Here is a 7,302-nt window from a genome sequence, read left to right as displayed (position 1 = left end):
GGGGTTTGTCGGGGAAGCCAGGTTCGGGCTGATCAACCGATGGCGCTGGGGCGAGAAGGCCCTGCCCCGCTTCATCGACAAGAATGCGGCCCTGGCGTTGCCCGATGGGGCGCCGCTACCGGACGAATGGCCGGTGCCGCTGCTGAGGGTTCCCGCCGAGGAAGCCGGCCGCTGGCGGCAGGCAAACGGGCTGGGCACCGGTCCCGCCGTCGCACTGGCGCCGGGCTCGGTGGGCGCCTCCAAGCGCTGGACCTACTATCCGGAAGCTGCCCGGCTGCTGGCCGAACGCGGGCTGGATGTCTGGGTGGTCGGCGGCCCCGGCGAAAAGGCGTTGGCGACGGAGATCGTGGCCGCGGGCGGCCCTCGCGTCCGCGACCTCACCGGGTCGGATCTGCGCAACGGCATCCTGGCGATGGCGGCGGCCAGCGTCGCGATCTCGAACGATTCCGGGCTGATGCACATTGCGGCCGCGATCGGGACCCCGACCATGGGCATTTTCGGCCCCACCAGCCCCTATCACTGGGCGCCGCTGAACGGCCTCGCCGCGACCGTACAGACCAACACCGTGGTGCCCTGCCAGCCCTGTCATCGACCGGTCTGCACCATGAACGACCACCGCTGCATGCGCGACATTCCAGCCTCCGACGTGGTCGGGATCGCCGAGCGCGTGCTGGCCGAGGCGGTGGGGCCATGAGCAAGGTCGATTCAGCCCGTTCTGCGCTGCGGCCCGCCGCCTTCCTCGACCGCGACGGCGTGGTCAATCACGACGACGGCTATATGGGCACGCAGGACCGTATCCGCTGGATGCCGAACGCCGCGAAGGCGATCCGCCGGCTCAACGACGCCGGGTACTTTGTGTTCTTCTTCACCAATCAATCCGGCGTGGCGCGCGGCTTCTTTACCGAGGACGATGTCGGCAAGCTGCACGACTGGATGCTCGAAGAACTCGCGGCGCAAGGCGCACGGGTCGACGACGTCAGGTATTGCCCGCATCATCCGGCCGGAACCGTCGAGGGCTATCTCGAAGACCATCACTGGCGCAAACCGGCGCCCGGCATGATCCACGACCTGATGGCGCACTGGCCGGTGCGTCACGCCGGCAGTTTTGTCATCGGCGACCGCCCCACCGATATCGAGGCGGCGCAGGCCGCGGGGCTGCCGGGATTTCTGTTCGCGGGCGGCGATCTCGACGCCTTTGTCGCCGTCGTGATGGCTCAGACCAGCGTCCGGTAAACTTCCGCGATCCGGTTGGCTTCGGCATCGAGGCTGAATTTCTCCAGCACACGCGCGCGGCCGCGCTCGCCCATCGCCGCCGCCGCTGTGGGATCGCGCATCAGCGGCTCGAGTGCCTGCACCAGCGCATCGACGTCGCCTGTCGGCGTCAGCACGCCGGTGACGCCATCCTCGACCACGAATTCGGCCGCGCCCGCGCGCGACGCCACCAGCGCCGCGCCTGCCGACATCGCCTCGATCAGGGTCAGCCCAAAGCCCTCGTTGCGCGAGGTGAAGGCGTAGATCGTCAGCCGCTGGTACCAGCGCGGCACCTGCTCGATGTCAAGTTCGCCGGTGATGACGATGCGCGATTGCAGTCCGGCGGCCTCGATCCGTTTGCGCAAGCCCTCGGCAAACCCGGCCTGCTCCGACGTGATGGCGCCGACCATGACCGCGGCAAAATCGGGATAGCGCGGCAACAGCCGGCACATCGCCTCCACGAACACGTCGCTGCCCTTCTGCGCGCGGACCCGGCCGAAGCAGCCGATGGCGTAGTGGCCGGGCAACCCGGCTTCGGCGAATGCGGCGGCGCGATCGCGGGGTGGCGCGTAAGCGTCGGTATCGACGCCGTGCATGACGACCGTTGCTTCGCGCTTGAGAAACGATTTCGATATCTCGCTGGTGGCGATGATCGCGTCCATCCGTCGGATCAGCCAGCGCGTGATCCAGGTATGATGCCGCTGCGCAGCCGAGGTAAATACCAGCTTCAACGGCCAGCCGAGCGCACGCAGCAGCACGCCGACGATCATCTCGTTGTTGCGGCGTGCATGCCAGATCACGCCGGTGCGGCGGCGCCACAATCTCGCGAGGTCCGCAGGCCCGATGCGCGCGATGCCGTCGGGCGCGTCAGAACCGAGCCAGCCGGCGCGAAACAGTTTTGCCAGCTTCGGCGCCACCATGCGGTTGGTCGCGGTGACGCCGGAATAGCGCCTGTGCAGATTCGGCACGACCAGCTGCAGATTACCTGAGGAAATGTTCTCGATCGGCACTTCGGGCTCCGTTTCGCGCATTTCCTATACGCAACATTAAGCATAGTGACCAGTTGGCCTGCGCCGAAACCCACTCTTCACCGCGCCCCGGATAGCATCGCCCCAATAAACTGGGAGATGGGTGAGCTCATGACTGTGCTTGTCACCGGCGGCGCCGGCTATATCGGAAGTCATACGGTTCATGCGCTGGCGGAAGCCGGCGAAAGCGTCGTCGTGCTCGATAACCTCACGACCGGATTTTCCGCCTTCGTGCCCGAAGGCGTGCCGCTGTTCATCGGCGACGCCGGCGACGAGAACCTCGTCGAGGGCGTGATCGCGGCGCACGGCGTCAAGAGCATCATTCATTTCGCGGGCTCGGTGGTGGTGCCGGATTCGATGCGCGATCCGCTGGCCTATTACCGCAACAACACCATGACGACACGCAGCCTGTTGAATGCGGCGGTGAAGTGCGGCGTCAACCGCTTCATCTTTTCGTCGACCGCCGCGGTGTACGGCAATCCGGACCAGGTGCCGGTGCCCGAGAGCGCCCCGACCCGGCCGCTATCGCCTTACGGCTCGTCGAAGCTGATGACCGAAATCATGCTGCATGATGTCGCCTCCGCGCACGACATGAACTACGTCGTGCTGCGCTACTTCAATGTCGCGGGCGCCGACCCCCAGGCGCGGATCGGACTTGCCACCGTTGGTGCTACGCATCTGCTGAAGATCGCGGTCGAGGCGGCCACCGGACAGCGCGCCAAGGTCGATGTGTTCGGGACCGATTACCCGACGCCGGACGGCAGCTGCATCCGCGATTTCATTCACGTCAGCGACCTCGCGCAGGCGCACCTTGCGGCGCTGTCCTATCTGCGCGATGGCGGAACCTCGGCGACGCTGAACTGCGGCTACGGCCGCGGCTATTCGGTGCTGGAGACCATCGAGGCGGTGCGGCGCGTCTCCGGGCGCAATTTCGCGGTTCAGTATGCGCCGCGACGGCCCGGCGACATCATGACCATGATCGCGGACACCAGCCGCATCCGCTCGACCCTGGACTGGACCCCGCGATACGACGATCTCGACACCATCGCCGCCCACGCGCTGGCCTGGGAGGAGAAATCGTTCCGCGAGCGCCATGGCGAGCTGCGGCAGGCGGTTTCGGCCTAAAATCGGGTTCGGCGCAAGCCCTGATTTGGCTTGAAAAACCGGCATATAGCGGGCAAGGAGACGGACGTTTCGCAAGCCAACCCTGACACGCGGGCGGGAGCCTGCCAGCGCTGTCAATGGAACGCGGATGACCGAATTTCCCAGGAAAATCACTGACGATCCCTATGGCGCGGCGGCGCTGATTCGCCGCCTGATCACCGAACAGGGCCTGACCTACTGGCGGCGCTATCTGCTGGCCTTCGTCCTGATGGCGGTGTCGGCGGCGGCGACCGCGGGCTCGGCCTGGGTTCTCGGCGAGGTCATCAACAAGGCTTACGTCGACAAGGACGTGCGCGGCATCGCGCTGTTGTCCGGCCTCACCATCCTGATCTTCATCCTCAAGGGAGCGGCGACCTATGGCCACTCCGTGATTCTTTCGAAAATCTCCAACGCCATCCTCGCCAACAACCAGCGCCGGCTGTTCGCCAAGCTGATGAGCGAGAGCGTCGCATTCTACTCGGAGCGGCATTCGTCGGAATTTCTGGCGCGGCTGACCGCCGGCGCCGCCTCCGTCACCCAGGTTCTCAACCTCCTGATCAATGCGCTCGGCCGCGACCTCTTGCTGCTGATCGGGCTCGTCTGCGTCATGCTGATGCAGGATCCCTACATGGCGCTGTTCGGATTCCTGGTGGCGCCGCCGGCCATGCTGGTACTGCGCAAGCTGGTGAAGCGGATCAAGGGCCTCGCCCACAACCAGTTCACCGGCACCGCCGACATTCTCGAAACCATGCAGGAATCGCTGCAGGGTATCCGCACCGTCAAGGCCTTCACGCTCGAACAGACCATGCGCGAGCGGATCGACGCCAGCATCACGGCAGTCGAGCGCAACGCCAACAAGATGGCGCGGGTCTCGAATCGCTCGAGCCCGCTGATGGAGACGCTCGGCGGTTTCGCGGTGGCGGGCGGGCTGATGTATGGCGGCTACAGCGTGGTCGCGATGGGCGCCACGCCGGGCCAGTTCTTTTCGTTCCTGACCGCGTTCCTGATGGCCTACGAGCCGGCCAAACGTCTGGCCCGGCTCAACATCGAGCTGAACAGCAACCTGATCGGCGCCCGGAAATTGCTGGAGATCGTCGACAGCCCGTCCAGCGAGCCCATCGACGACGACAAGCCGGCGCTGAAGCTGGTCGATGCGCGGGTCGAGTTTCGCGACGTGACGTTCGCCTACCGTCCGGACGAGCTTGTGCTCAACCGCATGAGCTTCGTCGCCGAGCCCGGCAAGATGACCGCGCTGGTCGGCCCCTCCGGCGGCGGAAAATCCACCGTGCTGGCGCTGCTGCTGCGGCTCTATGAAGTTGATGACGGCGACGTCCTGATCGACGGGCAGACGGTTTCCGCGGTGTCGCGCAAGTCGCTGCGCCAGCAGACCGCCTATGTCGGGCAGGACGTCTATCTGTTCCGCGACTCGATCGGCGCCAACATCGCGTTCGGCAAGGTCGGCGCGACGCAGGACGAGATCGAGGCCGCCGCGAGGGCCGCCTGCGCGCATGAATTCATCATGGGATTTCCGCTCGGCTACGACACCCCGGTGGGCGAGCACGGCACGCAATTGTCCGGCGGCCAGCGCCAGCGCATCGCGGTGGCCCGCGCGCTGATCAAGAATGCGCCGATCATTCTGCTCGACGAAGCGACCGCCGCGCTGGATTCGGAATCCGAAAAGCAGGTGCAGGAAGCGATCGAGCATCTCTGCCAGAACCGCACCACCATCGTTATCGCCCACCGGTTGCACACCATCATGCATGCCGACGCCATCCTGGTGGTCGAGGGCGGGGAGATCGTCGAGCGCGGCCGGCATGACGACCTGTTGCGCCGCGGCGGACGCTACGCGTCGTTCTTCCGCCTGCAGCACCGCGATGCGGGGCCGCTGACGCTGGCGCCGGTCACCGCAACCGCGTAAAGCTGCATCCTGTCCCCGTTTCCGCCCCTGAACCCGCCGAGACCGTCATGAACGCCACATCCTACGTCATTCCCGCTCCCCCGCAGCCCGCGCTTCCCGTGGTCGGCGAACAGAAAACCTATCCGGTCCGCCGCATCTGGTGCGTCGGCCGCAACTATCTCGAGCACATCCGCGAGATGGGCAATGACGAGCGGGCGCCGCCGTTCTTTTTCGCCAAGCATGCCGACATGCTGGTGCCGGACGGCGCCACCATCCCCTATCCGCCGCTGACCAAGGATCTGCACCACGAGGTCGAACTGATCGTCGCGATGAAGAGCGGCGGCCTCAATATTCCCGCCGACAAGGCCCTCGACCACGTCTACGGCTACGGCGTCGGCATCGACCTCACCCGCCGCGACCTGCAGATCGCCTCGCGCAAGAAGGAGCGGCCGTGGGAAGTCGGCAAATCCTTCGACTATTCCGCGCCCTGCTCGGCGCTGCAGCCCGCCGCGAAGATCGGCCATCCCTCCAAGGGCAAGATCTGGCTCACCGTCAACGGCACCGAAACCCAGAAGGGCGACCTCACCGAGCTGATCTGGAATGTGCCCGAGATCATCTGGCAGCTCTCGCAGCAGGTCGCGCTCGAAGCCGGCGACATCATCATGACGGGCACGCCGGCCGGCGTCTCCCAGCTCAAGCCGGGCGACAAGATCGAATGCGGGGTCGACGGCGTCGGCATCCTGAAGGTGGCGATCGGCCCGCCCGCGGCATAAACCGCATTTCGCCAAAACCGCGAAATCAGGGCTCCGGACCCGCTCCGGAGCCCTTTTTTGCGTCCGGATTTTGGCATTTCTCAGTAGAACTACGTAGTAATTCGCAATTCGTTAACCATACCCAGATTACCTATGGCTGGCCGCCACAACGCTCGCGCTGGAGCCGCCAATGCCCCCCGACTGGAACGCCATCCGCCTCGATGTGATCGGGATCGACGAGCCGATGCGGGCGACGCTGCGCGAGATGCGGCCGTTCTTCGCCAAGGCCCTGCCCGGCATTCTGGCCCGATTTTACGACAAGGTCCGTCAGTACGACCCCTCCTCCGGCATCTTCAGGGACGGAGCGGTGCAGGAGGCCATCCGCCTGCAGCTGCAGCATTGGGACCTGATCGGCGCGGCCGAATTCGGCCTTCCCTATTTCAGCTCGGTCGCGCGTTTGAGCGAGTTTCATCAGCGCGCCGGCGTCGCGCCGCAATGGTACGTCGGCTGCCGCCTGATGTTCATCGCCGACCAGTTGACGAAGGCGGTGGCGGCCGAGGTGGAGCTGCCGCATTATGGACGGGCCGCGCAGGCCGCCGCGCGCGACAAGCGGGCATTGATGCAGAACGCCATCGCCAAGGCCGTGATGCTGGACACCGAAAACGTGGTCGCGGTCTATTTCGGATCCAACCGCCAGATCCGCAAGGACGCGATTGCCGATGCCAGCGCCCGGTTCCGCGCCATCACCACCTCGCTGTCGGCGGCATCGGGCGAGCTGGAGAGCACCGCGCGCGCGCTGAGCGACAATGCCGGCAACACCACGCGGCTCGCCACCGTGGTCGCCAATGCCTCCGAGGACGCCTCCAGCAACGTGCAGTCGGTGGCGTCGGCGACGGAAGAACTGGCCGGCTCGGTGCGCGAGATCTCGGCGCAGGTCCAGCAATCCAACCGCATCGCCTTGAGCGCCGTGCAGCAGGCCGACGAGACCGACGCGCGCATCAACGCGCTGTCGCAGGCCGCCAGCCGGATCGGCGACGTCGTCAAGCTGATCACCTCGGTGGCCGAGCAGACCAACCTCCTCGCGCTCAACGCCACGATCGAGGCGGCCCGCGCCGGCGACGCTGGCCGCGGCTTCGCCGTGGTGGCACAGGAGGTCAAGGCGCTCGCCAGCCAGACCGCAAAGGCCACCGACGAGATCAGCACCCAGATCGCAGGCATGCAGACCGCGACC

The 7,302-nt window shown here is 66.0% G+C and carries 7 protein-coding genes; 6 read left to right on the top strand and 1 reads right to left on the bottom strand.

Going from position 1 to position 7,302, the window contains the following annotated elements; translation table 11 throughout:
- Both waaF and Q7U29_RS26425 read left to right on the top strand, forming a co-directional pair.
- The coding region (waaF, locus tag Q7U29_RS26430; protein WP_304746388.1) for a lipopolysaccharide heptosyltransferase II at window positions 1-694 on the top strand (694 nt) is incomplete at its 5' end.
- The gene (locus tag Q7U29_RS26425) at window positions 691-1,233 is read left to right on the top strand and encodes an HAD family hydrolase (RefSeq protein WP_304746386.1); all 543 of its coding nucleotides are present in this window, start codon (window positions 691-693) and stop codon (window positions 1,231-1,233) included. The genes waaF and Q7U29_RS26425, both read left to right, overlap by 4 nt.
- On the opposite strand, the gene Q7U29_RS26420 is transcribed toward Q7U29_RS26425, so the two are convergent.
- Window positions 1,215-2,261, bottom strand: coding sequence for a glycosyltransferase family 4 protein (locus tag Q7U29_RS26420; RefSeq protein WP_370691835.1), 1,047 nt, complete (start codon window positions 2,259-2,261; stop codon window positions 1,215-1,217). The two genes, Q7U29_RS26425 and Q7U29_RS26420, sit on opposite strands and share 19 nt — an antisense overlap.
- 129 nt (window positions 2,262-2,390) lie before the next feature.
- Between Q7U29_RS26420 and galE the strand changes: the two genes are divergently transcribed.
- From galE to Q7U29_RS26400, 4 genes are all read left to right on the top strand, one after another.
- Window positions 2,391-3,404 carry a UDP-glucose 4-epimerase GalE gene (gene galE / locus Q7U29_RS26415; RefSeq protein ID WP_304746384.1) on the top strand — a complete coding sequence of 338 codons (1,014 nt, stop codon included), beginning with the start codon at window positions 2,391-2,393 and terminating at the stop codon, window positions 3,402-3,404.
- 127 nt (window positions 3,405-3,531) lie between these two features.
- A complete protein-coding gene (locus Q7U29_RS26410; RefSeq protein ID WP_304746382.1) occupies window positions 3,532-5,340 on the top strand; it encodes an ABC transporter ATP-binding protein in 1,809 nt (602 codons plus the stop codon).
- A gap of 47 nt (window positions 5,341-5,387) precedes the next feature.
- On the top strand, window positions 5,388-6,092 hold the full coding sequence (locus Q7U29_RS26405; RefSeq protein WP_304746380.1) for a fumarylacetoacetate hydrolase family protein: 705 nt from the start codon (window positions 5,388-5,390) through the stop codon (window positions 6,090-6,092).
- Between the two features lie 169 nt (window positions 6,093-6,261).
- The coding region (locus tag Q7U29_RS26400) for a globin-coupled sensor protein (protein ID WP_304746378.1) at window positions 6,262-7,302 on the top strand (1,041 nt) is incomplete at its 3' end.

It is taken from the genome of Bradyrhizobium sp. (assembly GCF_030654605.1).
GTDB lineage: Bacteria > Pseudomonadota > Alphaproteobacteria > Rhizobiales > Xanthobacteraceae > Bradyrhizobium.
This window is presented reverse-complemented; position numbering and strand designations above follow the sequence as displayed.